At 64.4% G+C, this 24129-nt stretch carries 21 protein-coding genes and 1 riboswitch; of the genes, 11 read left to right on the top strand and 10 right to left on the bottom strand.

Going from position 1 to position 24129, the window contains the following annotated elements:
- Positions 1–210 precede the first annotated feature (210 nt).
- Positions 211–2106, bottom strand: a complete 1896-nt coding sequence (locus AC3G2C_RS19310; protein WP_488386252.1) for an LTA synthase family protein — start codon at positions 2104–2106, stop codon at positions 211–213.
- 145 nt (positions 2107–2251) lie between these two features.
- Here AC3G2C_RS19310 and glnE point away from each other — a divergent pair, with 145 nt between their 5' ends.
- A complete protein-coding gene (gene glnE, locus AC3G2C_RS19305) occupies positions 2252–5104 on the top strand; it encodes a bifunctional [glutamate--ammonia ligase]-adenylyl-L-tyrosine phosphorylase/[glutamate--ammonia-ligase] adenylyltransferase (RefSeq protein WP_488386251.1) in 2853 nt (950 codons plus the stop codon).
- A gap of 375 nt (positions 5105–5479) precedes the next feature.
- On the opposite strand, the gene AC3G2C_RS19300 is transcribed toward glnE, so the two are convergent.
- The 3 genes from AC3G2C_RS19300 to AC3G2C_RS19290 form a co-directional block, all read right to left on the bottom strand.
- Entirely contained in the window at positions 5480–5758 is a 279-nt protein-coding gene (locus AC3G2C_RS19300; RefSeq protein ID WP_488386250.1) for a helix-turn-helix transcriptional regulator, read from the bottom strand.
- Positions 5759–5912: 154 nt separating this feature from the next.
- Entirely contained in the window at positions 5913–6245 is a 333-nt protein-coding gene (locus tag AC3G2C_RS19295; protein WP_488386249.1) for a hypothetical protein, read from the bottom strand.
- A 459-nt stretch (positions 6246–6704) separates the two neighbouring features.
- Entirely contained in the window at positions 6705–7682 is a 978-nt protein-coding gene (locus AC3G2C_RS19290; RefSeq protein ID WP_488386248.1) for a mitochondrial fission ELM1 family protein, read from the bottom strand.
- A gap of 135 nt (positions 7683–7817) precedes the next feature.
- On the opposite strand from AC3G2C_RS19290, the gene AC3G2C_RS19285 reads away from it, so the two are divergent.
- Together AC3G2C_RS19285 and AC3G2C_RS19280 are read left to right on the top strand one after the other, a co-directional pair.
- Positions 7818–8411, top strand: coding sequence for a malonic semialdehyde reductase (locus AC3G2C_RS19285; protein WP_488386247.1), 594 nt, complete (start codon positions 7818–7820; stop codon positions 8409–8411).
- A 56-nt stretch (positions 8412–8467) separates the two neighbouring features.
- Positions 8468–9055, top strand: coding sequence for a YceI family protein (locus AC3G2C_RS19280; protein ID WP_488386246.1), 588 nt, complete (start codon positions 8468–8470; stop codon positions 9053–9055).
- Positions 9056–9483: 428 nt separating this feature from the next.
- Here the strand turns inward: AC3G2C_RS19280 and AC3G2C_RS19275 are convergent, their stop codons facing one another.
- Positions 9484–10740, bottom strand: a complete 1257-nt coding sequence (locus AC3G2C_RS19275; protein WP_488386245.1) for a Yip1 family protein — start codon at positions 10738–10740, stop codon at positions 9484–9486.
- A gap of 266 nt (positions 10741–11006) precedes the next feature.
- Between AC3G2C_RS19275 and AC3G2C_RS19270 the strand changes: the two genes are divergently transcribed.
- From AC3G2C_RS19270 to AC3G2C_RS19255, 4 genes are all read left to right on the top strand, one after another.
- A complete protein-coding gene (locus AC3G2C_RS19270) occupies positions 11007–11213 on the top strand; it encodes a zinc-finger domain-containing protein (protein ID WP_488386244.1) in 207 nt (68 codons plus the stop codon).
- Positions 11214–11310: 97 nt separating this feature from the next.
- Positions 11311–12438, top strand: coding sequence for a glycosyltransferase (locus AC3G2C_RS19265; protein WP_488386243.1), 1128 nt, complete (start codon positions 11311–11313; stop codon positions 12436–12438).
- Positions 12439–12506: 68 nt separating this feature from the next.
- Entirely contained in the window at positions 12507–13778 is a 1272-nt protein-coding gene (locus AC3G2C_RS19260; RefSeq protein WP_488386242.1) for an O-antigen ligase family protein, read from the top strand.
- A complete protein-coding gene (locus AC3G2C_RS19255) occupies positions 13775–14539 on the top strand; it encodes a glycosyltransferase family 2 protein (RefSeq protein WP_488386241.1) in 765 nt (254 codons plus the stop codon). The genes AC3G2C_RS19260 and AC3G2C_RS19255 overlap by 4 nt, the downstream gene beginning before the upstream one ends.
- A 33-nt stretch (positions 14540–14572) precedes the next feature.
- Here the strand turns inward: AC3G2C_RS19255 and AC3G2C_RS19250 are convergent, their stop codons facing one another.
- Complete coding sequence (locus AC3G2C_RS19250; RefSeq protein ID WP_488386240.1) at positions 14573–15487, bottom strand: VirK/YbjX family protein; 915 nt, start codon at positions 15485–15487, stop codon at positions 14573–14575.
- A gap of 65 nt (positions 15488–15552) precedes the next feature.
- Positions 15553–16470, bottom strand: coding sequence for an LpxL/LpxP family Kdo(2)-lipid IV(A) lauroyl/palmitoleoyl acyltransferase (gene lpxL, locus AC3G2C_RS19245; protein ID WP_488386239.1), 918 nt, complete (start codon positions 16468–16470; stop codon positions 15553–15555).
- A 117-nt stretch (positions 16471–16587) separates the two neighbouring features.
- Between lpxL and waaA the strand changes: the two genes are divergently transcribed.
- Positions 16588–17829, top strand: a complete 1242-nt coding sequence (waaA, locus tag AC3G2C_RS19240) for a lipid IV(A) 3-deoxy-D-manno-octulosonic acid transferase (RefSeq protein WP_488386286.1) — start codon at positions 16588–16590, stop codon at positions 17827–17829.
- Between the two features lie 81 nt (positions 17830–17910).
- Here waaA and AC3G2C_RS19235 read toward each other — a convergent pair whose 3' ends face one another.
- From AC3G2C_RS19235 to AC3G2C_RS19225, 3 genes are all read right to left on the bottom strand, one after another.
- Positions 17911–19239 carry a TolC family outer membrane protein gene (locus AC3G2C_RS19235; protein WP_488386238.1) on the bottom strand — a complete coding sequence of 443 codons (1329 nt, stop codon included), beginning with the start codon at positions 19237–19239 and terminating at the stop codon, positions 17911–17913.
- Positions 19240–19265: 26 nt separating this feature from the next.
- Complete coding sequence (locus tag AC3G2C_RS19230) at positions 19266–19925, bottom strand: protein-L-isoaspartate O-methyltransferase family protein (protein WP_488386237.1); 660 nt, start codon at positions 19923–19925, stop codon at positions 19266–19268.
- Positions 19926–20090: 165 nt separating this feature from the next.
- Positions 20091–20426, bottom strand: a complete 336-nt coding sequence (locus AC3G2C_RS19225) for a hypothetical protein (RefSeq protein ID WP_488386236.1) — start codon at positions 20424–20426, stop codon at positions 20091–20093.
- A gap of 98 nt (positions 20427–20524) precedes the next feature.
- Between AC3G2C_RS19225 and AC3G2C_RS19220 the strand changes: the two genes are divergently transcribed.
- From AC3G2C_RS19220 to AC3G2C_RS19210, 3 genes are all read left to right on the top strand, one after another.
- A complete protein-coding gene (locus AC3G2C_RS19220) occupies positions 20525–21175 on the top strand; it encodes a TetR/AcrR family transcriptional regulator (RefSeq protein WP_488386235.1) in 651 nt (216 codons plus the stop codon).
- Between the two features lie 55 nt (positions 21176–21230).
- Positions 21231–21325: riboswitch (TPP riboswitch) on the top strand.
- Positions 21326–21460: 135 nt separating this feature from the next.
- Entirely contained in the window at positions 21461–23338 is a 1878-nt protein-coding gene (gene thiC, locus AC3G2C_RS19215) for a phosphomethylpyrimidine synthase ThiC (protein ID WP_488386234.1), read from the top strand.
- 171 nt (positions 23339–23509) lie between these two features.
- Positions 23510–24100 (top strand): ferritin-like domain-containing protein, encoded by a 591-nt coding sequence (locus tag AC3G2C_RS19210; protein ID WP_488386233.1) that lies wholly within the window; start codon positions 23510–23512, stop codon positions 24098–24100.
- The last annotated feature ends 29 nt before the right edge of the window (positions 24101–24129 follow it).

Genomic DNA, 24129 nt, shown 5'->3' with positions numbered 1-24129 from the left:
GGGTAAAGTGCCGTGACGACGTTGCGTCTCGGCTGGGATCAACGCTAGACCCGATTCGCCTTACCGAACCTGAACCGATCCGGCTCCCTTTAGCGGCCAGACAGATCGATGAATCGACGCTTCCTGACCGATGAAAACCCGGTGCCATCCCACTTGAAAAGCCTGGGAAGTGGCCGCCGTGCTCGATTCGTTTGGACGGCTATTTGGCGATCAATGCGCCGCGCCAACGGCTGGGCCGGTTTCCGCGCCCGCCTGCTCATGCTCCAGATGCGCCAACTGCGCCTCGTCGCGCGGCAGCAAGGCGTCCAGCTTGCCCCTCATGCGCAGCAGCGCCACGTTGGCCATGTCCTTGTCCACCCGTTGTTCGGGCCCGCCTTCGGTCGGTTGGCGGGCGCCAGGCGCACGGGTCAGCGTGGCCAACTGGCTACCCACCACTTGAGTCAGGGCGAAATAGCCATCGCTCTTCACCCCGGCCTGTTCAAGCAAGCGACCAGGCAGCATCCAGGAAGCCAGGGCTTCGTGTTCGGCTGGCATGGGGTTGCGTGGGTTCACCAGCAGCCACGTACTGGGTTGGCCCAGCATGTCCTGACCATCGGCGAAGCCGGCGCGCTCAAATACGCTGGTGAGCGCGGGCAAGTGGTCGCCATAGAACAGCAGCAGGGTTGGGCGTTCGCGTTGGGCCAGCAGGTCGGCCAGGCGTCCCAGCTCCTCGTCGGCATGGCGCAGGTGATACAGGTAATTCTGCAATTCCAGCCGATCGCTGCCGGTGATGGTGTCGGGCAGCGCAATGGCGTCGCGCTCGGTCGGGTTCGCCGGGGTGACGTCGTACGGGCCGTGTGCCTCGATGCTGATGGCGAACAGGAACTGCGGCGGGCCCTCGTTCTTCAGTTGCGCCATGATTTCATCGGTCATCGCGCGGTCGGTCATATACATGCCGTCGGTCGTTGCCTGTGCGGGAAACGCCGACTGCGATACGAAACGATCAAAACCCATGGCCTTAAAGGCGGTGCTGCGGTTCCAGAAGCTGGGGTCGTTGCCATGCAGCGCGATGGTTTCGTAGCCCTGCGAGCGCAAGGCGCGCACCATGCTTGGCACCACCTTGTGGTTCATTTGCAGATAAGGAAATTGCATGTCGTCGAAGTAGCGCAGGGAAAGCCCCGTGAGTACTTCGAACTCGGTGCGAATGGTGCCGCCGCCGAAGGTGGGTACATGCAACGCGCCACTGACGCCTTGCGCGGCCAAGCGGCGCAAGTGAGGCGTGAAATCGCTTTGCTCGAAACCGCGCATGATCGACGGATCAAAAAACGATTCGCTCTGCACCACCACGATATCCGGGGACTCGCCTTGCCCCGCCGTTGCGAACAAGCGCTGGCGCACAGCGAGGTCCGAGCGGGCAATAAGGTCGCGTGCCGCGTCGGGGTCGGGCTTTTGGCGCGCATGCGTGTGTTGCAGGTGGAACATCAGCAGCGAACTGAACAAGCCGGAGTGTTCGGCGGTGGCGGAGGCCGACCACGGTTCCAGCCACAGGTGATGGCCGCCGTAGATCTTCATCCAACCGGGCTGCCCTGCCATGAGGCTGCCAAAGAGCGCGAGCAGCGCCACGCCCGTGGTGATGCGTTTGCCGCGTGTGCGTCGCGCGAACAGCGGCGATTCCATGCGCCACGCCAGCACGATCAGCGCCACCGCCATCGCCGTGACGAGATAGGGCCACGGGCTGGCAGGCAGGTAGCTGCCGAGCAGGGCGAGGCCGCCACGTCGCAACTGCCCCACCATACGAAAATCGGCCGGCATCAACGGCGTGTGCAGGTGGCTCACCTTCAACGCGTTAATGCCGTAAACCAACGCCTGCATCAGGAACGCCAGGCTGAAGGACAGCAGCAGGCGTCGACTCAGCACCAGCAGCAGGCCCGCCAGCAGCAGGCCGGGCAATGCATTGGCAATAAGGTAAGTGGGCTGGTAGATCGCCTGCAGCGGGCCCACGCCTTTGCCGCCATCGATCAGGCCGGTAGCGAGCACGAATACCACCACGGCCAGGAGCGCGAGCCCCAGGCGCCATGGGGTGGAGCGATCCCGCAGGGCGGGGCGATGTGGCGAAGGGTTGTTCATGGCCATCCTGCGGCCGGGCTGTCATGACGTGGACACCGGACTGTAATGTCGTGCATATGAACCAATCGTTGGCCGCGCCGGGTGTCTGTTCATGCCCGAGCAGGGCGGAGCGGCAGCGAGCGCGACACTGGGGCACAATGCAACGATGACCGTTTTGAACAGGCCCACGGAATCCCAGGCGCTACGTGCCCTGATCGATGACCGTTACAGTGAGTTGGCTGCACGTTGCCGGGTGATGGGCGTGCCTTTGCATGACGATGCCGGCGTGGCCGAGCGCATTCGCCGCACGCTGCTGGCCAGCGATTTCGCCTTCGATACGTGGTTTCGCCAACCGCAATTGCTCGCCCCCCAAGGGCTGGAGCGCCTGCGTTCGGGCAGCGATGCCAGCGCCCGCGTCGATAGCCTGAAGCTCTCGGAAGATGAAACGGTTTGCCTGACGGAATTGAGACGATTCCGGCATGCCGAGGCGTTACGCCTGGTGTTTCGCGATGTGAACGGGCTGGATGAATTGCCCGAGACTTTGTCCGCCACCAGTGTGTTGTACGAGGCCCTGCTCGGCGCCGCACTGGCATGGTCCGAGCGCGCGCTGGCCGTGCGCTACGGGCACAGTCGCAGCCACGAAGGCGAGCTGCAGCGCATGGTGGTCATCGGGTTCGGCAAGCTGGGTGGCAGCGAGCTTAATTTCTCTTCCGACATCGACTTGGTGCTGGCTTATCCGAACAGCGGGCAGAGCGATGGAACACGCTCGCTCGATAACAGCGAGTATTTCGTGCGCCTGGCGCGCCAGCTTGTGCGTCTGCTGGCCGAGCCCACGGTGGACGGCATTTGCGCGCGCGTGGACTTGCGCCTGCGGCCGTTCGGCAATGCCGGCCGCCTCGCCTTGCCGTTTGCCGCCATGGAGCAGTACTACCAAAGCGAAGGCCGCGATTGGGAGCGCTACGCCTGGATCAAGGCGCGCGCCGTGGCGGGTGATCGCAACGCCGGCAAGCAATTGCAGGATCTGTTGCGCCCCTTCGTTTATCGCAAGTACCTCGACTACACCGCGTTCGCAGGCCTGCGCGAGATGAAAGCGCTGATCGACGCCGAAGTGGCGCGCAAAGACCTGGCCGACAATCTCAAGCTGGGGCCGGGTGGCATCCGCGAGATTGAATTCGTGGTGCAGCTGATGCAGCTCATTCGTGGCGGGCGCGAGCCCAGCCTGCGCGTGCGTGGCTTGCTCCCCGCGCTCACCGCCTGCGAGGCGCGCGGACACATCAGCGCCGCGCGTGCCAAAGCGCTACGCGAAGCCTATGTGTGCCTGCGCCGCGTCGAGAACCGCGTGCAGATGCTGCGCGATGCGCAGACGCACGACATTCCCGAAGACGCCTTGAGCCGCGAACGCATCGCGTTGGGGCTGGGGCACGCCTCCTGGGAGGAGTTGGCGCAAGAGCTAGCGCACCATCGCGCGCTGGTCAGCGAAGAGTTCGCCGAAGTGCTGGTGCCGCAAGGTGGCCGCACGGCGAGCGCGCCGGTGGCCGATGTGGCGCTGTGGCAGCGCGCGTGCACCGAAAGCCTCGATGCCGCCCAGATGGAAGCCTCGGGCTTTGCGCCCGGCGCCGAAGTGGCCGAAGCCCTGCAGAAACTTGCTCAGGCCGGCAGTGTGCGCAGCATGGCGCAGCGCACCCGCGACCAACTCGATCGCCTGATGCCGCAGTTGCTCGCCGTGGCGCGCGACAGCGCGGCGCCGGTGCCTTGTTTGTTGCGCCTTTGCCGGTTGGTACAAGCCGTAGCCAGGCGCTCCTCGTACCTCGCCTTGCTGGAGGAGCAGCCCGCCGCGCGCTTGCGATTGGCGCGCTTGTTCGCCGAAAGTGCCTTCCTTGCCGAGCGCGTCATCGCGCAACCTCTGCTGCTGGATGACGTGCTCGATCCGCGCATCGATCAATTGCCGCTCAAGCGCGCCGATATCAGCGAAGAAATCAGCCGCGTGTTGGCGACGCTGGACGAGCGCGAAGCCGAAGCGGAGTTGGAGCGCCTCAACGAGTTCAAGGCGAGCGTAGCGTTTCGCCTGGGGCTGGCCTTTAGCGACGGCCGTGCCGATGCCGTTGCCACAGCGCGTCGCTTGGCGGTGCTGGCCGAATCGATCGTGCAGGCCGTTACTACCTTGGCCGAACGTGAACTCGCTGCGCAGCATGGGCGCCTCCCTGGCGAAGGGAGCGGCCTGGCGGTGCTGGGTTACGGCAGCCTGGGCGGCGAGGAACTGGGCTTTGCCTCCGACCTGGACCTCGTTTTTGTGTACGACGGTCGCCGCGCGCATGCGATGAGCGACGGCGCCCGCCCGCTGGAAGGCTCGCGCTGGTACCAGCGACTGGTGCAGCGTGTGATGAACTGGCTCACCGTGCTTACCCGCGCCGGGCGCATGTACGAAGTAGATACGCGCCTGCGCCCCGACGGTTCCAAGGGCTTGCTGGTGAGCAGCCTGGAGGCGTTTACCGAATACCAAAAGGGGCGCGCATGGACCTGGGAACATCAGGCCCTGTTGCGCGCCCGCCCGGTGGCCGGCGATGCCGCGCTCAACGCCGAACTGGCGGCGGTGCGCCGGGAGGTACTTGCCACGCCACGCGAGCGAGAGGCCGTCATTACCGAAGTGAGCAACATGCGCCAGCGCTGGCGCGCCGAACGTGACCGTTCCGACGCCAGCCTGTTCGACCTCAAGCAAGGCGCAGGCGGCCTGCTCGATATCGAGTTTGCGCTGCAAGGCCTGGTATTGGCCAACGCGAGCGACGGGCCTGCACTGCTCAACATCACCGCCAATGCGGGCCTCATCGAGGCATGCCGCAACGCGGGCCTGTTGGATGGCCGACAGGCTGGTCTGTTTGCCGAGGCGCATGCGGAGTTGCTGCATCGCGCGCTGGCATGCACGTTGGATCTGCGCTCGCGCATCGCGCCACACGACGAGGAACTGGAGCGCCTGAGCGGCAACGTGCGTGAAGTGACGGCCGAGCTGGGCTTTCGGTTCTAGCGATGCTCTGATCTTGATCGTCATTCCTGCGAACCCCAAAAGGGGGCGAGAGCAGGAGGCACTTTTCAGCAGTCAAAGGGTCGGTGATCCATCGCCTGTCGATACTTGAACGTAAAGGCACTGGATGACGAGCGCCTCGGCTGTTGAGAGGCGCTTCTTGCACTTGCCCCCTATTGGGGTTCGCAGGAATGTCGGCTTAGATGATGCCCTGGTTCTGATCATCCCCTAGCGGGGGCTTGAATCTAGGGGCCGTCTTATCAAGTGGCAACTTGCTCGTCATTCCTGCGAAGGCAGGAATCCAGCGCCTTTGCTTTCAGCGCGCCGACCGTAGCGAATAGCGGCGTTCATGGCGATATGAGCGCGCCACCTAAGCCGTCACCCCTCCTCCAACACGCATCGCGCTTCCAGCACCATCCAATACAACGCCGTGGTGTCGAACGCGCGCGCAAACATCTTCGCCAATTCCACCGTCATCGGCTTGCCATTCATCATCCAATCCTTTAGCTGTGCGCTGGTGATGCCGATGCGCCGCGCCGTCTGCGCAAAGGTGAGGTCATCCGGCAGCATGTAATCGTGCAGCAGCACCTGCGCGGGTGAGCGCACGGCTAGCACACGGCTGACGTACATGCGCGGTGAGAGGGGAATCCGACTCATCACTGTCCTTAGTTGATGTGCGCGCACGCTTAAACACGCCGGCGTCGACGCAGCGATAGGTGTAGGCAAAGCACCGATTAAAACGTAAGTGATCGCCAAGGTGCGGCACACCGGCAACACGCCCGGTGCGCCGCGGGGGCGATCAACGGACGGGTCAGGTGCTGGCGGCGGGTTTTTGGCCCAACAAGCGCGCGTAGGTGTGCAGGTAATGCACGGCTGTCGATAACCCCGCGGATTCCAACGGGGTTAGGGCAAGCTGGCGTAACGGGCGGGAACCTCGGCGCGGCGGGGCGAGGAAAGCCTCCTCGCTATCCATCAGCAGACCCAGCAAGGCGTCTGCGGAGCGGGCAATACCGATCAGCGTTAACAACCGCTGCTCTGCGTCCCCAACCTCAGCTGGGGGAGCCAGCGTGTCGGCGGAGGTCGCGTGCGTAGCCTCTGATGGGAAAGACGGGCGTGCGCGTGCCGTATGATCGTGGGTAGCCATGATCAACTCTCGTGTAGTTGTTGATGGTTAGCGGGTCGTGTGAGTCGTTACCTCACGCGGCCCGCGCCTCATGACCCGAAGGTCACGGTTGCGCGAGAGACGGATTCAGACACCCCGCGCGCAACGAGACGAAAAGTAACAGAGGCGCGCCGAACGCCTTGTCAGGCGACCACCCGTCGCACCATGCGGCCCCGGCGCGCCTCTGCTGCGGCATGCGCCGTCAGCGCGCGACATCCGCCACGACTGACCACCGCCGCATGCGCGCGCGGATGCGCCATGCAGGTCGGCCTCAACACTACGTTCTCGATCTTCGCGTAGCCCGCCCCCGCCCGAAGGGGAGCGCAGTTTTGCTCGGCGCATCCTTAGGGACGCTCTGATTTTGATCGTCATCCGAGCAAACCCCGAAAAAGGGGGCAAGAGCAGGAATGACGAACGAAAAGTCGATTAATCGGACCTTCCCTAACGTTCGGTCGCTTGTCGCGCTGCGATGCGTTCGCGCAGCGTCGCGCTGATGGCTGCGGTTTCGCGCAGTGGGCCGGCGGGTGGCGCGTCGTCGTCCATGGCGCGCAGCCAGCCGCCTTCGCGCAGAGCTTGGTGAAAGCGCTGCAGTTTGCCCGGCAACGACCCTTGCACAAAGGTGTGCACGGAGCAGCCGACGGCGCAGGCTTCGGACAGCATGTTGACCGAGTCGGGGGTTACCACCAGCCGATCGGCCCAGGCGAGCACGCCGGCATAAGGGTTGCCGCCATCCTGGCGGCCGCGCCACACCAAACCCGGAATGCCGGCAAGGCGCTGGCGCAGGATATCTACCAGCGGCACGGGTGTGCGCCGCGATGCCACGACCAGCAAGCTGCCGCCTTGCTGGCGATGACGGGCCAACAAGTGAGTGGCGAGCTGCTCGATATAACCCTCATCGAACGTGACTCCTTGGCGTGGCCCGCCCAGCAGCACACCCACGCGAGGCGTGGGCAACTGGGCAAGGCCTGGGTTGGCGTCGCGGCCGTCCTCTAGCCAGGCGTCGTCCACGGGGTTGAGTGAGCCCAGGGGTTGCAGCACGTTGGGGCCGCTGGTGCGGTCGTGGCGCGGCGCGATCACGAGGTCCCAGTGGGTGGGGGCGGTGCGCGGGTCCAGAATCTGTACGGTGTAGCAGCGGCCGTGGCTGAGTGTGCGCAGCACACGGGTGTACAGCGCGGCCTGGCGACCGCAACCAATGGCGACAGCGGGCCAAGGGGCAGCGAACTGTTTGGCTTGTAGCGGGGGCAGGGCCCGCAGGGCGCCAGCGGTGAGGCGGGGGGCCAGCCAGGACCACGGGGCACGCGGCTCGACCTGCAGGTGGCGCATGCGCAGGCCCAGCCGCTCGGCCAGGGCAAGGGCCTGACGCTGGTTGCCGGCGGCGTCGTCGGTGATCACCCAGCATTCCCCGCGCAGCTTCACCATAGGGGCGGCTCCGGCGGGATTGTTTCTCCAGACAGTACAGTTCGTTTCATTCGCCTGGGTCCTGTTTGCCTTCGCCCGCGCTTACACTTGGCGTCCGTTGCGCCGCCTTCGGCGCGTCATGCCAAAAGGATACCCATGAGCGAGATGCTTTCCGAGGTCGCCCTCGATCAACTGTTCCGCCAGGCCCGCACGTTTAACGCGTGGCTGCCGAAAGAGGTGAGCGATGCTCAGTTGCACCAGCTCTATGAACTGGCCAAGTTCGGCCCGACCAGTGCCAACTCGTCGCCAATGCGCCTGGTGTTCGTGAAGTCCAAAGAGGCCAAGGAAACGCTGGCCCCGTTCTTGTCCGAGGGCAACCGCGCCAAGACCATGGCCGCGCCGGTCACCGCCATCGTGGCAACCGATTTCGCCTTTTACGAGAAGCTGCCGCAGCTGTTCCCGCATGCCGACGCACGTAGCTGGTTCGTCGGCAACCAGCCGCTGATCGACACCACGGCCTTCCGCAACGGTTCGCTGCAGGGCGCGTACGTGATCATGGCGGCGCGTGCGCTGGGCCTGGATTGCGGCCCGATGTCGGGCTTCGACGTGGCTGGCGTGGACGCCGCGTTCTTCGCGGGCACCACGTACCGCGCCAACTTCCTCATCAATATCGGTTACGGCGATGCCAGCCGTGACTTGTTCCCGCGTAGTCCCCGTCTTTCGTTCGACGAAGCTTGCCGAATCGCCTGAGTACGCCGTACTCGCGCCCATTCGCCCAGCCCAACCCCACCCAGGAGAACTCATCCATGCGTGCTCTTCGTTACTTGCTCCTCGCCGGCCTGCTCGGCGCCGCTGTCACCGCTCAGGCCGCTCCGGTCACCTATAAGATGGACCCGGGCCACACCGACGTGCTGTTCAGCTGGAACCACTTCGGTTTCTCCAACCCCACCGCCAACCTCGGTCTGGGCGAAGGCACCATCGTGTTCGACGACAAGGACCCGTCCAAGTCGTCCGTGCAGGTGACCCTGCCGATGGACAAGCTCGACACCCACCTGCCGGCGCTCGATGAGCACCTGAAGAAGCCGGACTTCTTCGACGCTGCCAAGTACCCGACCGTGACCTTCAAGAGCACCAAGGTGGAAGCCGTTGGTGGCAACAAGTACAAGGTCACCGGCGACCTGACCGTGCACGGCGTAACCAAGCCGGTGACGCTGGACGCCACGCTCAACAAGAGCGGCGAGCACCCGATGATGAAGGTGCAGACCGTGGGCTTTGACGCCACCGCGACCCTCAAGCGCTCGGATTTCGGCGTGGGCGCGTACGTGCCGAACGTGAGCGACGAGATCAAGGTGAGCATCACCACCGAAGCGTCGGTGCCGAAGGCCGCCAAGTAAGTTCGTTCGCTAGGGAAATTCGGATTTTGATCGTCATCCCAGCGAGAGCTGGGATCCAGTGCCTGTAAATCGCTGAATGTAAAGGCACGGGATGACCAGCTCTTCGGCTGTTGAAAAGCCCCTCCTGCTCTTGCCCCCTTTTTGGGGTCCGCAGGAATGACGGACAAAAAGTCGATTAATCAGACCTTCCCCAGGCGATAAAGAAAAGCCCGCGTCTTTCGGCGCGGGCTTTTTGTTTGTGTGTCGATGTGGCTTGGGGATGCTCTGATTTTGAGCGTCATCTCGGTGAAGGCTGGAGATGCCTTTCAGCAGACGAAGGGCTGGTCATCCATGGCCTGTGAATATTTGAACGTAAAGGCACTGGATTCCCACTTTCGCAGGAATGACGAGCAGGGGCCACTTAATCAGGCCATCCTTGGCGTGAGGTGTCAGTTGCTGCTCACGCCGGCATTCTTGAGCGATTCGAGCTTGTTGAGATCGATGTCGTTCACGACCTGCTTGAGCTGGTCGATGTTGGCCGCGTTGCCGCTGGCCTTGACGCTGAAGCGCTGGGCCACCACCACGCCGTACTCGCCGCTGTTGGCCTGGTTGTCCCAGGACTCGTGCACGAGGCGACCATTGCTGCTGTACGTTTTCTGGTAGCCGTGATCGGTCTGCTGTTCGCTGTCGGGTGCTACCGCGCTGGCCAGCGCCATCATGCCGTGCATGCTGCCGGTGTCGGTGACGTCGACCTGCACGTTGTGGCCCTGGCCATCGCTGTACGTGCCTTCGGCGGTGGTCACTTCCACGCCCACGTTGCCGCTGTGTTCGGCGGACATGCTCTGGCGCTTCAGGCCGCCCAGGGTGTCGGGCAGGAATTCCTTGATGGCGCTGGCGGGCAGCGACTGCACATGGGCGTCCGAGCCCATCATCTTGCCCATGGCCGCCTGCTGCGCGGCGGTGTCGCCGTTCTTCTGGGCTTGCGCCATATCTTTGCTGGCTTGTTCCGCCTGCTTGCCCATGGCCGCAAGCTTGCCGAGCGCGCTGTCGGCATCCACGCTGACCTTGCCGCCATGGCCGTCATCCAGTTGTACGGAGCCCAGGGCTGCGCCGCCGGTGAGTGCGGCGGTGCCGATGACGCCGGCCACGATCAGGCCCACGATCCAGCTCAGCACCACTCCGATGATGACGACGACGGCCGTATAGCCGGCCGCCTTGTCGGTGGGGCAACGCATGGTGTGCGGCAGGCCCAGGTAGAGCAGGTAGATGCCGTAGATGGCACCGGCCAGCGCCACCAGCCAGCCCAGCCACGGCACGATCACCGCGATGCCGGCCACCCACGCGGCGGTCCAGGCGTAGGCCACGGTTTTGAGCGCCTGCACGGGGTCTTTGCTGCCGCCGAAGGTCGGCGCCAGCGCGTTGACGATCAGCGCCAGCACATAGGTGACTACCAGCGAGAGTAGGTAGTGCAGTGCCATGCCGGCAATGCCCGCGCCGATCGGCGTGTGCATGTGCACGCCGAAGCCGCCGTAGCCGATCAGGCTGCCCTTGATGAACTGGGCGATGGCCGGTAGCGCGGCCACGATCAGGATGTAGTTGCGATAGAGCCCCGCGACGCTGGCCGGCTCGATGGCGATGGCCGGCCATTCGGTTTGCGGGGTGCTCAGGATGGCCTTGATGCGCCGAAAAAGGGTGCCGAAGTCCATGACAATCCTTGTAGATCGGGAGTAGGAGGGTGGGGGCGAGGCGCTGGATAGCCGCCGCCCCCGGTTGAATCCGTGCCTCTTTGTAGGGCAAGTGAGTGTAAAGCTGATGTCATTCCCGGATTTATAGGTAATTCTTGGCCTTGTTTGGCGGCGCTGACACCCGCCGCTCGGGCTATGCCCTACGGTGAAGAAACAGGCAAAAACTGATCGTGGGAGCAGGCCGGCCTGCTAACATGGGCGGTCTGGTGTCCTGATGGAGTGTTCCCATGTCGCGTTCCCCTGCGGCTGCCTCGTTGATCCCCGCGAATGCCGAAAATCGTTATGAAGTGACGCGGGCTGACCTACCGTTGTCATGCCCGATGCCCGGCATGGCCCTCTGGAACTCCCATCCGAAGGTCTATTTGCCGATCGTCGAGGACGGCGGCGAATCCACATGTCCTTATTGTGGCGCGCATTACGTGCTGCGCGACTGATTCAAACGCGATCCGTTACAACTGAAACGATAACTGGCGCCCATTTAGGCACGATTGCTGCTTGCCTCCTATGATGAAGGCACCTTTTGAACCCATCATGTCAGCAGTCGCTACGCCAGCGAGGTCACTGACCGTAGTTCAGTTGATCCCCGCCCTGCATTCTGGCGGAGCGGAGCGGTCTGCGCTTGAAATTGGCCGGGCGTTGGTTAAGGCAGGTCACCAGTCCATCGTGATCTCCGCCGGCGGCCGCATGGTGTCGCAGCTGGAGGCTGAGGGTAGCCGTCACATCACCCTGGATATCGGGCGCAAGTCGCTCGGTACCCTGATGAACGTGGGCGCCCTGCGGCGCCTGTTGCGCGAGCTCAAGCCCGATATCGTGCACGCCCGTTCGCGCCTGCCGGCCTGGTTGGGCTGGTGGGCCATCAAGGGCATCAAGCCTGCCCCTCATTTCGTCACCACGGTGCACGGGCTCAATTCGCCCGGGCGCTACAGCTCCATCCTGTTGCGAGGCGAGCGGGTCATTGCGGTGTCACAGACGCTGCGGGATTTCATGCTCAGCCATTACCCGTGGCTGGAGCCGTCGCGAGTGCGGGTGATCCCCCGTGGGATCGACCCCGACGCCTTTCCGTATGGGCACCGTCCGGACGATGGCTGGCACAAGGCCTTCTTTGCCGAGTTTCCCTCGCTGGCGGGTGCGCCGCTGTTGACCCTGCCGGGACGCGGTACGCGCCTGAAGGGGCACCACGACGGTATCGAGTTGGTGGCCGAGCTCAAGCGTCGTGGCATTGATGTGCGCCTGCTGTTGCTGGGTGTGATCGAGCCCGGCCGCGAGGCGTATGTGCAGGAGCTGCGCGAACTCATTCGAGCCCGCGGGCTGGAGTCGCAAGTGGTGCTGACGCCGCCACGCAACGACGTGCGCGACATCTACGCCATTTCTTCGCTGATCCTGCAGCTTTCCAACAAGCCCGAATCGTTTGGCCGTACGGTCATCGAGGCGCTGTCGCTGTGCCGACCGGTGCTGGGCTACGCCCATGGTGGCGTGGGCGAACTGTTGGCAGAGCTGTATCCGGCGGGTCGCGTGCCGCCGGCCGATCGGGAGCGCCTGGTCGAGCGCGCCGCCGAGTTGCTGCGTGTGGCACCGCCCATTCCCATGCTGCAGAGCTATCGCCTGTGTGACATGCAGCAGGCCACGCTGGCCCTGTACGACGAGATCGTCGCCGCCTAAGCGAGGGTGGGGCCGACAAGGCCGATGTCTCACCTACAATGCGGGGGCCTCGATCACCCGACCTGCGCATGAATTCATTCGTTTCCGCTCTCAAGGCAGCCCTGCGTTCGCCACTGCTGCCCTACTGGCTGGTTATTGCCCTGCTGCCGGTGGGGCGCAGCTCGGAGCTGGGCACCTTCCTGTGCTTGCTGGGGGTGGTGTTGCTGTTCGTGCGGCAACCCCATGCCTTGCATGAGCATGCCGGCGCGCAGTTGCTGCTGTGGCTGTTGGGGGCTTACATCGCGGCGGCCCTGCTTTCGGCGGTGGATTCGCTCGCGCCGGGCAAGAGTTGGTCGACCGTGGCCTCGCTGCTGCGCTACGTGCCGCTGGGCTTGTATGCCTGTTTCGCCATTCGCCGCGAGGAGAAGCTCAATGCGCTCTACGTGGCGGTTTCCGTCGTGGTGGTGTTCTGGGCGCTGGATGCCTGGGTGCAGGCGCTAACGGGTTGGAGCCTTGGCGGGCACGCGGAGGCCGAGCGTATCTCCGGCATCTTTGGCGCCACCAATCTCAAACTGGGGCCCACGCTGTCGGTTCTGTCGCCCTTCGTCCTGTGGACGGCGCATCGTCGATGGGGGCTGAAGGGCCTGCTGCTGGCCTTCGTGCTGCTGCTGGGGCCGGTGCTGCTGTCAGGCTCGCGGGCGTCCTGGCTGTGCTACGCGCTGGTGGCCTTGGGCTTTGCGTGGCATGTGGCGCGTTCGCCCTTGCGCTTTCTGGCGGCGGCCGGGCTTGGTGCCGTGCTGTTGGTGGCGGCTGGCGGCATCGCGTGGAAAACCTCGGAGCGTTTCCAGGTGCGCATGGAGCGCACGTTGGGGGCCTTGCAGGGCTCCGCCCAATCGTTGGACAGCGCCACCAGCGGTCGCCTGGATATCTGGCGTACCAGTGTGGCGATGTTCGAGGCGCACCCGATCAATGGCGTGGGCGTGCGCGCCTATCGCAACGCTTACCCCAGCTATGCGCCGGCCAATGATCACTTTGTGGTGTCGGGCGAAGCTTGCGGGGTGGGCGAGGGCGCTTGCCACGCTCATCAATGGGTGCTGGAGGTGCTGACCGAAACCGGCACGTTGGGCCTGTTGTGTTGGCTCGCCGCCATAGGGTTGGCCGTACGTGCATGGCGTCGCGTGGGCGCGGCGGCACGCGGGCGGGCCTTTCCGGCCACGCTGGCACTGGGTGTCATGCTGTTTCCGCTCAACACGCACTTGGCCTTCTACTCGGCCTGGTGGGGCTTGTTGTTCGCCTGGTTGCTTGGCCTTTGGTGCGCGGCGCTGTATGTGGTTCCGGCGGAACGCGGGGCAGAGGCATGACGCGCGAACCTTTGTCGGTGGTGGTGATCACCTATAACAACGCGGATACGCTCGATGCCTGCCTGAGCCAGGTGGACTGGGCCGAAGAAATCGTGGTGCTCGATTCGGGCTCCACCGACGAAACCATCGCTATTGCCCAGCGGCACGGCGCGCGCGTGGCGGTGCATCCGTTCGACGATTATGGCCCGCAGAAGCAGCGCGCCTACGATATGGCCAGCCACGACTGGATTCTCAACCTGGATGCGGACGAGATCCTCTCGCCCGGTACGCGCGAGGAGATCGAGCGTGCCCTAACGGCTCCCCGCTATGCGGGCTATCGCCTGCCGCGCCGCGAGCGCATGTTCTGGACGGTGCAACACCGCTGGAGCTGGCGCAATGGTCATCTGCGCTTGTTCGACCGCCGCCGTGGCGGCATGAACGATGTGGAGGTGCACTCGGCGGTGGAAGTGCGTGGCCGAGTGAAAACGCTTTGGCATGCGGATTTCGTCAATGACGGCGACGGCGACATCGCCACCCGCGTGGAGAAGATCAACCGATACACCAGCGGCATGGTGGCGCATAAGCTGCGCAAGCGACAGCGTTTCACTGGCCTGCGCATGGTGTTCTATCCGCCGGTGTTCTTCCTGCGGCAATACCTGGGTAAGCGCTACTTTCTCAATGGTTGGGCGGGTTTCATCGCGAGCGTCACCGGCGCCTTCTACGCCTTCCTCAAGTACGCCAAGTTGCACGAGGCCCGCGAGCAGGCCCGGCGGCGCAGCTGAGCCGGCGCCGCCAGGGCGCGGCACCGGCTCGCGTCAGGCGGCTTGTCGCCAATCAAGCGAATGATCGTTCAGTGCGGACAACAGGCTGTTGCATGCCTCGCGTCGCAACTGCTCGCGGCGACGAAAGGCCGCGCGATGTTTGCTCTCTACCTGCGATTCGTCGCGCGATGGCTCGACCAGCGGCAAGGCAAAAAAGCCGTCGGGTTGCAGTACGCCGTGGCATTCCTCCCAGAAGCCGTCGTAGTCGGCCTTGATCTTGCCCGGCTGCGTGGCAAACGGGTGCGCCAGGTTGGATACGCCGCGCATCTGTCGCGTGCCGGCGAATGCACCAAGGCACAGCAGCAGCGAGAACAACAGGTTCTTCGGGCGCAGTCCGTGGCATTGCTTGGTGAGTTCGCGCACCGCTTCGCGCCCCAACTCTGCCGCGGCTCCCTGCAACCCCCCCACCAGCAGGGCGTGGCCGCTTTCGGCGATGCTGAAGGTGAGCGACGAAAGCACCTGCTCCTGCGTGTTGGTGAGACACAGTGCCAGTTCGCCCTCGCGACTGCGGCCCAGTGGCCGGCGTAGCTCGATCTGCAACTCGCTGCCGTTCTTGAGTGCCACCGCGCCCAGCACGCAGCGACCTTGCAGGTAGATGGTGTCCAGCATGGCCGAGGGAAAATGCGTAAAGGCAAAGCGATAGTGATCACGCACGATGGCGAGCCGCTGCGCGCTGCTCAGTCGGCGATTGATGTAGTGGTGGTGCCAGCGCTCGATCAGGCGCGGGTCATGCGCCAGGTAAGACGCAAGGCGCGGCGAGCCGAACAACTCGCGCAACCATGCCGACTGTCGGCGCGGCATGCTGGCGGTTCGGGCGATGTACTTAAAGCGAGCAATCAGGCGCTTATGGATGGCGCCGCGCCAGTCAGGACGCTGGCGCAGGGAGCGCAGGAACAACGGGAAAGACATGCAGGGACATTATTCTTCGAGGTAACCGCAAATAATAACGTGAGCGGTTGCCCGGCGTCGCCGCATCAATAGATGGGCGGGCTACCTTCCGGACGTGTCTTGAAGCGCTTGTGCACCCACAGGTATTGCTCGGGCGCGGCGCGCACCATGTCCTCGATACATGCGTTGACGCGCGCGGTGTCGCCCAGCGTGTCCTTGCTGGGAAAGTGCTCCAGCGGCGCGCCCAGGCGCAGTGCATAGCCTTGGTTGCCCGGCAGGCGCCGATGATGAAAGGGCATGACCACGGCGCCGGAGAGTCGCGCCAGGTGGTGCGTGGCCGTAATGGTGGCCGCGGGGACGCCGAAAAACGGCACGAACACGTTGTCCTTGCTGCGCATGTCCTGGTCGGGCGCGTACCACAGCGTGCCGCCGTTGCGCAGGTATTTCACGGTGCCGCGAATGTCGTCTTTCTCGAACATCGCCTCGGCGTAGTCCAGGCGTGCGCGCAGCACTACCCATTCGAACACCGGGGCATCCATGCGGCGGTACATGCCGGAGATGCGGATGCGTTGCGATACCAATCGTGCACACAGCTCCAAGTGAGAGAAGTGTCCGCCCACCAGCAGCACGCCCTTGCCCTGCGCACGCGCCGCTTCGAGGTGCTCAATGCCCTCGATGGTGACGGGCACGTTGGCGATGGCTCGTTCGCTACCCATCCAGCCCAAGGCGAACTCCACCATCATCAGGCCGATGTCGCGCAGGTGCGCGTCCACCAGCGCCGCCTGCTCGACCTTGGAAAGCTCGGGAAAGCACAGGGCGATGTTGGCTTCGGCCACACGTCGACGGGGTGAAGGAAAGCGTTGCACCAACTGCCCCAGGCCACGCCCAAGCGCCATCAGCGCGGTACGCGGCAGGTGCGCGATCAACCAGATCACACCCGCGCCCAGCCAGGCCGGCCAATGGGTCGGGGCGAGCAGCGAGCGGGTAAACGGGGGGCGGGGCATGCCAGGCATCGTCGGCATTGTAGGGAACTGGCCATAGCGAGGCGAGCCGTGGCCGAGCCGATATACTGGCGCACCGGATCGAAGGGCCTGCCGTTGCGCTATCTCTACACTCTCGCCATGTACCTGGTGACGCCGCTGATCATGCTGCGTTTGCTGGCCCGTGGCGTGCGCTACCGTGATTACCACCGTCGATGGCGCGAGCGCTTCGGCTTTTTCGATGCGCACGGCATCAACGGCAGCCTATGGGTGCATGCGGTGTCGGTGGGCGAGGTGAATGCCGCCGAGCCCCTCATCAAGGCTTTGCGCAACGACTATCCGAACGCGCCGTTGGTCATTACCACGGTCACGCCCACGGGGTCTGAGCGTGTGCGCCAGCTGTTTGGCGACAGCGTGTTCCACGTGTATCTGCCTTACGACCTGCCGTTTGCCGTGAAGCGCTTTCTGCGCCGCGTGCGCCCGCGCCTGGCGGTGATCGTGGAAACGGAAATCTGGCCGAATCTCTATTTCGCCTGCCGCAAGCGTGGCATTCCGCTGATGATCGTCAATGCGCGCCTGTCCGAGCGTTCGTTGCGCGGTTATAAGCCGATGGGCGCTTTGGTCGCCAAGGCATTGGGCTGTGTGCGTCAGATCGCGGCGCAATCGCGCACCGATGCCGCACGTTACCGCCTGTTGGGCGCGGCGCCAGAGAAAGTGGTGGTTACCGGCAATCTGAAGTTCGACATGCCGGTGCCTTACGACGCCGAACTCAAGGGCGAGGAATTGCGCCGGCAGTGGGGGCCGTTGCGCCCGGTGTGGATCGCTGGCAGCACCCATGAGGGCGAGGAGCTTCCCGTGCTGGAAGCGCACCTGGAGGCGCTGACGCGCTGGCCCGACGCGCTGCTCCTCATCGCACCTCGTCACCCGGAACGATTCAAGCTGGTGGAAAACTCCGCGCGTAGCCTCGGCTTCGTGGTGGGTACGCGAAGCGCCGACCGGGTACCTTCGGCCGCGCACCAGGTGTTCGTGATCGACGCAATGGGTGAACTGATGCCGTTCTACGCGGCATCCGACCTTGCCTTCGTTGGCGGCAGCCTGGTGCCTATCGGAGGCCACAATGTGCTGGAACCGGCGGCGCTTTCCACGCCCGTGTTGGTGGGGCCGCATACCTTCAATTTCGAGGAAATCACGCTCACCCTGATTCGCGAGGGTGGCGCTGAACGCGTGGATAGCGCGGAGGGCCTGGGTGCGGCGGTGCAGAAGTTGCTGCGCGATCGCCCGCGACTCGATCGTATGGGCATGGTGGCGCGCATCGTGTTCGACAGCGAGCGCGGCGCAGTCAAGCGTGTGATGGGCATGATCGACCAGCTGCTGCAGGAGTAGTGGCTGGTGCCGGTGTCATGCCACTAACGAAAAAGGCCGGGCATCGCCCGGCCTTTTCGTGTGCGGTGACGGTGTGCAGCGTTACTGCAGCATCGCGTTGACCGTCTCCATGTCCTTCAAGTCGATCGAGCCGGACGACTGCTTGAGCTGCAACTGGTCCAGCACGAGGGCGTGGCGCGACTGCGAGTAGCTGCTCTCGGCCTGGGTCAGGGTCTGAATGGCGTTGAGCACGTTCAGCATGGTCTGGGTGCCCACGTCGAAGCCGGCACGGGTGGCTTCCAGCGCCTTCTGGCCCGATTCCACCGAGGCCTTGTTGGCCTCCACCTGGCTGATGCCCGAGAGCACCGAGCGGTAGTAGTTGAGCGTGTCACGCACGACCTGGCGTCGGGTCGATTCCAGTGAATCCTGGGCCTCGTCGCGCTGGTAGATCGACTGGCGAACGCGCGACTGGGTAGCGCCGCCGGAGAAGATCGGAATGTTCACCGACAGGCCCACGGTGGTGCCGTAGTCGCCGTTGCCGCGCGTGTTGGCGCTGCCGTTCTCCAGCCAGGTGGTGTCCTTGCCGCGCGACACCGAGGCGTTGAGCGTGGGCAGGTGGCCCGCGCGCGCCGCGTTGATGCTGCTCTCGGCCGCCTTCACGCCGTACTGACCGGCCTGGATGGTGGCGTTGGAGGTCAGCGCCTGCTGTACCCACTGGTTCGGGTCGGCCGGGTTCGGCGGGCTCAGCGGCAGGTCTTCGCGCAGCTTCTTCAGATCAGTAACCGGTTTGCCGGTGATCTGCGTCAACGCTTCCTTGGCATCATTGAGCGTGTTCTGCGCAGCGATGGTCTGGGCTTTGGCAAGTTCGTAGTAGGACTTAGCCTGATATACGTCAGTAACAGCCGACAAACCAACCTTGAAGCGCTGGTCGGCCTGGTCATAGGCCTCCTTGTAGGCGTCTTCGTTGGCCTTGGCGAACACCAGTGCATCCTGGCTGGTCAGCACGCCGAAGTAGGCCGTGGTGACACGCACGTAAAGCGCCTGCAGGGCCGCTTCATAGGTGGCGTCCTGGGCCGAGGCCTGCTCGTGGGCAGCCGACAGGTTGGCCCACTGGCTGAGGTCGAGCACGGTCTGGTTCAGCGTGGCCGACAACGAGCGGGTACGGGAATGGCCGCTGCCCTGGATGCTGCCGTTGGCCAGCGTCGCGCCCGTCGATTGCTGCGTAAGGCCAAAGCTGCCGTTGAGCTGCGGCAGCATCACCGCACGCGCCTGGTTAACGCCTTCACCGGTGGCAAGTCGGGTCGCTTCCGCCTGCGACAGCACCGGGTCGTTGGCGCGGGCTTCTCGGTATGCATCCAGCAAATCCTCGCTGTGGCCGGCCAGCGGGAACGCCGACAGGGCCAGGGCAAGGGTCAGAAGCTTCAAGCGCATGGGTTGCCTCATGTATAGGAAAAGGATCAGAAAACGAAGCGGCGCGGCGGTTCGGCGTGCTTCAAGTACGGCAGGTCGGTTTCGAACAGCGATTCCTCGCGGTAACGGCCGTTGCCCTCATGGGTAAGCAGCAGCACGCTCTGTACCGGCGATTCACCGCGCACCACCAGCATGCGACCGCCCGGCTTGAGCCAGCCCAGGAAACGCTGCGGGATCTGGTAGACGGCGCCCGTCACCACCAGCACGTCGAACTGGCCGGCCGGCTGCCAGGCCGTCACGGCTTCGCCGACTTCCAGCGTTACGTTGCTGATGCCGGCGTGCTTCAGGCGCTCACCGGCGGTGGCGATGAAATCGGCGTGGATGTCCACGCTGGTGACGTGACCAGCAAGCTTGGCCATGCACGCGGTGAGGAAGCCCGAGCCGGTGCCGATCTCCAGCACTTGGTCGTTCGGCTGCAACTCCAGCGCCTGCAGCACGCGGCCTTCGATCACCGGCTTCATCATCACCTCGCCGTGGCCCAGCGGCAGGCAGAGGTCGGCGAAAGCGAGTTGGCGGTGCTCGGCGGCAACGAAATCCTCGCGGCGCACGCTGCCCAGCACGTCCAGTACACGTGCATCCAGCACCTCCCAGGGGCGCACCTGGTTTTCCACCATGTTCAGTCGCGCCTGTTCGAAGTTCATTGCCATCTTGCTTACGTCCTGTTCGGATCGGAAAAAAGGCTAAAAATGATAAGTGCTTAGCCTGTTTCCGACAATGTGCAAAGCCTGCGGCCTTGGTCGTACGACACGAAGTGCCGGAAGTCATCGCGCTTGGTTGACGGAAGTCATGCCAGGCGCGGTGTCCGCGGACACTCAGGCACTGCGACGGTGTATCTGGGGCAAGGGTCCACGCATGCTGGCGGGCAGGCGTGCCAGTGCATCTTCCATGGCTTGATGCAACGAGGCGTCAAGGCGCTGCACGCGGGCCAAGGGCGAGGGCGCGGCGCGGCTGGCGGCCGCCACCTCCAGCCAGGCCAGCCAGCGCGCCAGGCGGCTGCGCTCGGTGGCATCCAGCGGGGGCAGGGCGGCGCGAGCGGCAAATGCCGACTGACGGGTGCCGGCATGGCCGCGCTCCAGCCACGCTGCCAGCGCACGCTGGGCGAGACGGTAGGCGGGACTCAGGTTAAGTTCTACGACAGTAGTCGACATGGGGAAAGCCGTGTATCGTGGCCGTGGAAAATAACTAAACCGACGCGTATACTAAACGCGTGTTATCCGTTTGTGAAGCCAATTCCGAAGGTAAAGCCATGAGCACGATCCCGCAGACCAAACCTCAGGGGCCCGGACGTCCCAAGGACATGGAGAAGCGTGCGGCGATCCTGGAGGCCGCCAAGGCCCTGTTCATCCGCAACGCCTTCGCCGGCACCAGTATGGACGCCGTCGCGGCCGAGGCGGGTGTGTCCAAGCTCACCGTCTACAGTCACTTCGGCGACAAGGACAACCTGTTTCGCGAAGTCATCCGCGCCCGCATCCAGGACATCCTGCCGGAAGATACGTACCAGTACGTTCCGGGCGAAGACATCGGCGAGACCCTGCAACGCATTGCCCTGCACCACGTGCGGCTGGACTGCGACGTGCAGAACGTGGGCACGTTCCGCGCCATTCTCAGCGACTGCCGCCAGGGCAACCCCCGCTACGGCAAGCTGCTGTGGGAGGAGGGCCCCGAGCGCGGTCACCATTTGATGAAACGCCTCCTGCAACAGGCGGTTGACGACGGCAAGCTGGACATTCCCAATGTGGCCCGTGCCGCAGGCCAGTTCACTTCGCTGATCAAGGGCGAAATGCTCTTGCGCCGCATGTTCGGCTGCGAAGAGTGTGCCCAGTCCTACGCCGTGGAGCTGGAAGAGACCGCCCGCGATGGCGTGAACATGTTCCTGCGCGCCTATCTGCCCCGCTGAACAGGCGCCACCGCCGCCGCACTCGCGGCGGCCCCCGCTTCGTGCTCAAATAGCCCCCTTGAAGCGGGGGTGCCGGCGACAGTCGGCTGAGAGAGTCCCTTCGAACCTGATGCGGCTAGTACCGCTGTAGGGAGCTTCGCCGCACGGCCCTCGGGCTCGTGTGCCTGGCGCCGTCGCTTCTGTTGTTGTCCCGCGAGCCCCCTCGCGACACCCCGTGCAGCCTTGCGCGGGTTTATCAACAAAGCGCTTCCCCCCGGGGACATCGCTTCGACAGCGGACCAGCCCATGAATGCCCTGCCCAACGACCTTGCGCGCGCCGCGCAGGAACTCTCCGAAGCCGTGACGCGCCCGATCCCGGGGTCGCGCAAGATCTATGCGCAGGGCAGTCGCCCCGACCTCAAGGTGCCGTTGCGCGAGGTCTGCCAGGCCCGCACGCCGACCCTCTTTGGTGGCGAAGAGAACCCGCCGATCACGGTGTACGACACCTCCGGCCCGTACACCGACCCCGCGTACAAGGTGGATCTGGTGACCGGCCTGCCGGCCCTGCGTGCCGCCTGGATCGCCGAGCGCGGCGATACCGAGCAGTTGGGCGGCCTGAGCTCGGCGTTCGGTCGCGAGCGTGCGGCCGACGCCAAGCTCGACGCCTTCCGTTTCCCCGGCACGCGTGCACCGCGGCGCGCCAAGGCTGGCGCCAACGTCACGCAGATGCACTATGCCCGTCAGGGCATCGTCACGCCGGAAATGGAATACATCGCCATCCGCGAGAACCAGCGCATCGAAGCGCTGCGCGAAAGCGCGCTGCGTACGCAGCATCCGGGCGAGTCCTTTGGTGCGTCGCTGCCCAAGCTGATCACGCCGGAGTTCGTGCGTGACGAAGTGGCGCGCGGCCGCGCCATCATTCCGGCCAACATCAACCACCCGGAAAGCGAGCCGATGATCATCGGCCGCAACTTCCTCACCAAGATCAACGCGAACATCGGCAACTCCGCCGTGTCCTCGGGCATTGCCGAAGAGGTGGAGAAGCTGGTGTGGTCGATCCGCTGGGGCGGCGACACGGTGATGGACCTGTCCACCGGCAAGCACATCCACGAAACGCGCGAGTGGATCATCCGCAATTCGCCGGTGCCGATCGGCACGGTGCCGATCTACCAGGCGCTGGAGAAGGTCGGTGGCGTGGCCGAGGACCTCACCTGGGAGATCTTCCGCGACACCTTGATCGAGCAGGCCGAGCAGGGCGTGGATTACTTCACGATCCATGCCGGCGTGCTGCTGCGTTTTGTGCCGCTCACCGCCAAGCGCGTCACCGGCATCGTTTCGCGTGGTGGCTCGATCATGGCCAAGTGGTGCCTGGCGCATCACAAGGAAAACTTCCTCTACACGCACTTCGAAGACATCTGCGAGATCATGAAGGCGTACGACGTGTCCTTCAGCCTCGGCGATGGCCTGCGTCCGGGTTCGATCGCGGACGCGAACGACGCGGCGCAGTTCGGTGAGCTGGACACGCTGGGCGAGCTCACGCAGATCGCGTGGAAGCACGACGTGCAGGTGATGATCGAAGGCCCCGGCCACGTGCCCATGCAGCTCATCAAGGAGAACATGGAGCGTCAGCTGGAGAAGTGCCACGAGGCGCCGTTCTACACGCTGGGGCCATTGACCACCGACATCGCACCGGGCTACGACCACATCACCTCCGCCATTGGCGCGGCGATGATCGGCTGGTTCGGCACCGCCATGCTTTGCTACGTGACGCCCAAGGAACACCTGGGCCTGCCCAACAAGCAAGATGTGCGCGACGGCATCATTGCGTACAAGATCGCCGCGCACGCAGCCGACCTCGCCAAGGGGCATCCGGGCGCGCAGGTGCGCGACAACGCGTTGAGCAAGGCGCGCTTCGAGTTCCGTTGGGAAGATCAGTTCAACCTCGGCCTCGATCCGGAGAAGGCCAAGGAATTCCACGACGAAACGCTGCCCAAGGATGCGCACAAGTCTGCGCACTTCTGCTCCATGTGCGGCCCCAAGTTCTGCTCGATGAAGATCACGCAGGACGTGCGCGACTACGCTGCCGAGCACGGCACCGGTGAAGAGCAGGCGTTGGAAGCTGGCATGGCGGAGAAGGCCGCCGAGTTCCGCGAGCAGGGCTCCGAGGTGTACCACAAGGCGTAACCCGCGCGGGCGCCCATGCATGACGTGGGCGCTCGTTGCGATGCATGCTTCATCGCCAAGTGGCGATGAAGCATGTCCCCGGACTGAATCGTAACGGGGATTTTTCACCTGCGTTTCGCGCGGCGACTCCTACGGTCTGGCATTGCCCAGCCAGCCTGAAGGAGGCACGCCATGGCATCGAAGCCCTTTGCCACCGATATCGAAACCATCCGCAAGCGCGCCCGCGAGCACATCGACCAGGGTGCGATCACTGCCGGCTACAGCGCCGACCGCAAGACCGTCATCAAGCTGCTCAACGAGGCGCTCGCCACCGAGATCGTGTGCGTGCTGCGTTACAAGTACCACTACTTCATGGCCAAGGGCATTCACGCCAAGAGTGTCGCGGCGGAGTTTCTCGAGCATGCCAACGAAGAGCAGGGCCACGCCGACCTGATCGCCCAGCGCATCACCCAGCTCGATGGCGTACCCAATTTCTCGCCCGAGGGGCTGCTCACGCGCAGCCACGCCGATTACGTGGAGGGCGACGACCTGGTCGACATGATCAAGGAAGACCTGGTGGCCGAGCGCATCGCCATCGACAGCTACCGCGAGATCATCCAGTACCTGGGCACGGCTGACCCCACCACGCGGCGCCTGATGGAATCCATCCTCGCCATGGAGGAGGAGCACGCCGAGGATCTTGCGACCTTGCTGGACGAACTGGGCAAGAAGGGCGAGCCCGCGAAGCCACGGCCGGAAAAGAAAAAGTTCGGCAAGGCTTGAGCGCGTCGGTCATCCGAAGGCCGGTTCCA

Source organism: Frateuria sp. sgz306004, from assembly GCF_057750885.1.
Note: the sequence above shows the minus strand (reverse complement) of the source record. Positions and strands in the feature narration are given on the sequence as shown.